This window comes from Priestia sp. P5_B4 (assembly GCF_056400385.1).
In genome coordinates this window covers 1-3,368 of the sequence record NZ_JBFULJ010000406.1, presented here as the reverse complement: position 1 = coordinate 3,368, position 3,368 = coordinate 1, and the positions used below count along the sequence as shown (strand labels likewise).

Sequence of the window (3,368 nt, the reverse complement as noted above, 5' to 3'; positions counted from 1 at the left end):
GTTATTAAAAGCTTCTTTATAGTTAGGTAGCTTAACTTGAATATTCGACAGGTAATCCGTGCCGCGTAAGGTAAGGGTCATATGTACTTTGTGAAAATCTTTTTTTGAAGGGTTTGTTAACCCTGATGTTCCAACTTCACTAAATTCTTTTTTCGTCAGCGGTTTAACTGTAGTAGAAACAGAAACTTTTGGATCAGAATTATTTGTCACAACGTCTTCGGTACTGCAGGCACCTAAAATGAACAGCGTTAAAAGGGTATAGACTATTCCAAATGCTCTTTTCTTCATGCTCGTTCTCCTTTGTAATTGATAGATAATGGTACTCATTCGCTATGTTCATTGTATTTACCTCCATTTGTTTCAATGTCATGATTAATGAAGAAAAGTATAGAACCAAAAGAGAAATGCCGAAGCATTTCTCTTTTGGTTCTATGAATCTGGATTAAGCGAAGTATGCGTATACTCGGGCATACGCTCTTCTTTTTCCGTTAGCTGAGTATCGGAGCTTTGCTGCTCTTGTGAAATAGGAGACAGCGTAGATTTTTGTTCAGGATTCATGTTTGTTATTCCTCCTTATATAAAGTGAGCTGTTAATCAAGCGAAAGCAAATCATCTTGAATTCGCTGCGTTAAAGATGCCACTTGCTGCGTTAAACTGTCATTTTCCGCCTGGAGTTTTTGAAAAGACTGATTTGCTTTTGAACATAGGTAAGGGTCTGTTTCCCACCAGTCCATGCCAATTTCTCTTGCTTTATCAATAGAAGCGACAAGCAGCCGGATTTTGATTGTTAAGAGTTCAACATCAGCAATTTGCACTTTAATATCTCCAGCAATAACAAGACCTTTATCTAATACTTTTTCCAATACTTCTACAATGGTGCCCAGATGCCCGTTATGTTCCGCCGCCATTTTTTCACTCCTTGTTATRGCACTTTTCCTAGGGGACCTAGATCAATATTTAAATCTTCATTTGTAAAGTTAAACACTGATTTTAGCTCCTCCATTTTGTTCTCTAACTTCATCAACGCCACGCCCAGGTCTTCGATTTGAGCGTCCGTAAGGTTTCCGCTGTCGACTCGGCGAATCGCATGTTTTTCAATGAGCTGCCGCAGTAATTCAATGACGGTTAAAACAAGCTGCGCTAGGCCTTGTTCAGCATTTTCCGCACTCAGCTCAATGCGGCCGTTTCGTTTGAGGTTATTTTCCATTTCTCAACGCCTCCGTTTCCTGTTCAAGCTGCTGAGAAGAAATGATTTGACGATCATGAGAGCCTATCAGCGTTTCTACAGAAGAAATCAATACCCGCAAATCAAGATAGACTAAATCAATTCCGGCAATTGAAATCAATAAATCACCTTTAATGGCAATTCCTTTATCGAGGATCACATCTAATATATCAATGAGGGCGATGTCCTTTTGCTCCAGCGTTTGTTTTCGCAGCGATGTCATCCCGCATCTTTCTCCGAGCGCAGAGTGTCGATATGATAAGCAGGCCATGGTCCCGTTACTTCGATGTTCAGTCCCATTTCACTATAAAATGTTTGCTTGTCGCTAATGGCTTTTAAAAATGATTCTACATTGTTCTTTGAAAGAAGGTAGATGCTGTTCCAGCACATGCTGTAGCTCTCGCCGGTTATTTTTTGACTCCAGTTATTTTTGATTGTGTGGTAAGCGGCGTAGGGGCTTATCTCAGTGTGCAAGTGATCACAAAGCGAAAGCTGTTCTTTTTCTGTTTCTTCTTCGATCAGCCTTTCTATCTTTTTACGTTCAAAAAACTGCCTGCCTGGAGGCAGCGTATTTATTTCTTCTTTTTTCTTTTGGATCGTTTCATTGTTCGTTAGGAGATAGTTCTTTAAAGAATTCGTATGGGCATACACTTTTATATTCCATTCTTCAGATCTTTTTAAAAGCTGAAGAGAAGAGAGCGTTTTCTCTTTGTTATCAGCAATACTTTTTTGACAGCTATCCTTGCTTTTGTAGACCGTACAAAATTTCATGGGAAGAAGCGTGTAGTGACTTTGTAAGAAAAGAAGAATCTCATGGTGATGCATGGCTTTGTCCTGCAGCCATTTCATATCGTGCTCGATCTTTTCTTTCAGTATTTCTTCCGAATACTCATCGCTTGGCAAGTCGCATACAAATGCGGTAATGTCATCAAAGTAAAGAGCATAGATAGGGTTGTTCTGATCCATGCCTTCAAGTGAAGGAAAGGGCATTTCATTAGCTTCTTCGGTTGGAACTAGACCATATAAATAAATGAACTTTTCCATCTTTTAACCTCACTTTTGTTTCTTCGTCATTGATTCCCATCTTTTTAATTCATATTCTTTTGCTGCTTCATACCTCAGCAGCAGTTCTTTTTCTTTTTCCATATATGCATCTTCTGGTATTTCTCCAAGCTCATACATCATTTGAAGATGAACGATTTTTTGCTGAATAAAAGAGACATCGTAAAGTTCTTTATCCGCTTMTTCCTTGATTTTCTGTCCGACTTTTACAATGAGCGTAACAGGAGACAGCAGCAGTTTATGAATCATACATTCTCTTCTACCTTTAGTTGAATATTAATAAAGTTATAAGCAGCCCACGGTCCGGAATATTTAAAATCGGCTTTGTGCTTCCATTTTTCATACAGGTCATTTACACGTTCATCAAACGCTGCTTCTTTTTCTCGGTCAATTAAAAAAGAAGCGTTCAAAAGCATTGTTTCGACAATAGGAGGATTGAGTCTCGACGCTTCAGCTATCGGTTCTAAATGTTGATACAGCTCTTTTTTACAGTCGTGCTGAAGCTTTAAAAAGAATTTCTGAGCTGTTTCTCCGTGCRCAATTTGTTTATAAAAATCAGCACTGGCAGAACGCGGGTTTCGTACTTGCTGCAAAGAAGAATCTTGATTCACTTTTTGTTTCAGCCAGTCCGGTTTCCCAATTACTTTTAGTCCGACTTCTATTTTTCCTTTTAACTGTGGGAAAAGAGAGGCGAACTGTGGATATAAGTTTTCTAACAGCATTTCAACATCTTGTTGACTATGAAACACGTTGCCAAAGCTGATTGGAATGACCGAATCATGCTCATTCATTACTTTGGAAATCACCTGCTGGTGCGCTGTGACGTTCTCTTTTGTAGGATGATAAATTTTAAGAGGAAAGGCAGCAGCCACTATAGCTGCATCTCGGTAATGAATGGTAAAAGTAGCTCTTTCTTGCTGATCAATCGTAACGCTGCCAAACGTATGCGCCTCGGTGGCGGGAATACTGCAAAAAATATAAATGCCCGTTTCTTCACTCATTGATTTCTGTTTCATTCCTTTCCATTAAAATAATCAGCTTACTTCTCTGCTGGAGAGCTTCGATAGCGCAGGCTGGTGCG

Annotated in this window: 7 protein-coding genes and 1 pseudogene; all 8 read right to left on the bottom strand. The window is 39.3% G+C overall.

The genetic code is table 11. The annotated features are described in order from the left end of the window. Positions 1–288: pseudogene (locus tag AC1DRF_RS20290) on the bottom strand (hypothetical protein); the annotation flags it as partial. Between the two features lie 141 nt (positions 289–429). Beyond that, entirely contained in the window at positions 430–558 is a 129-nt protein-coding gene (locus AC1DRF_RS20285; RefSeq protein ID WP_427075946.1) for a hypothetical protein, read from the bottom strand. 32 nt (positions 559–590) lie between these two features. Beyond that, positions 591–908 (bottom strand): gas vesicle protein, encoded by a 318-nt coding sequence (locus AC1DRF_RS20280; protein WP_427075947.1) that lies wholly within the window; start codon positions 906–908, stop codon positions 591–593. 14 nt (positions 909–922) lie between these two features. Then, on the bottom strand, positions 923–1,207 hold the full coding sequence (locus AC1DRF_RS20275; protein WP_477741523.1) for a gas vesicle protein K: 285 nt from the start codon (positions 1,205–1,207) through the stop codon (positions 923–925). After that, positions 1,197–1,448 (bottom strand): gas vesicle protein, encoded by a 252-nt coding sequence (locus AC1DRF_RS20270; RefSeq protein WP_013057926.1) that lies wholly within the window; start codon positions 1,446–1,448, stop codon positions 1,197–1,199. The genes AC1DRF_RS20275 and AC1DRF_RS20270 overlap by 11 nt, the downstream gene beginning before the upstream one ends. Next, positions 1,445–2,269, bottom strand: coding sequence for a GvpL/GvpF family gas vesicle protein (locus AC1DRF_RS20265; RefSeq protein WP_477741522.1), 825 nt, complete (start codon positions 2,267–2,269; stop codon positions 1,445–1,447). The genes AC1DRF_RS20270 and AC1DRF_RS20265 overlap by 4 nt, the downstream gene beginning before the upstream one ends. Before the next feature lie 9 nt (positions 2,270–2,278). Further along, positions 2,279–2,536, bottom strand: a complete 258-nt coding sequence (locus AC1DRF_RS20260; protein WP_477741521.1) for a gas vesicle protein GvpG — start codon at positions 2,534–2,536, stop codon at positions 2,279–2,281. Beyond that, positions 2,533–3,303 (bottom strand): GvpL/GvpF family gas vesicle protein, encoded by a 771-nt coding sequence (locus AC1DRF_RS20255; RefSeq protein WP_477741520.1) that lies wholly within the window; start codon positions 3,301–3,303, stop codon positions 2,533–2,535. The genes AC1DRF_RS20260 and AC1DRF_RS20255 overlap by 4 nt, the downstream gene beginning before the upstream one ends. Between the last annotated feature and the right edge of the window lie 65 nt (positions 3,304–3,368).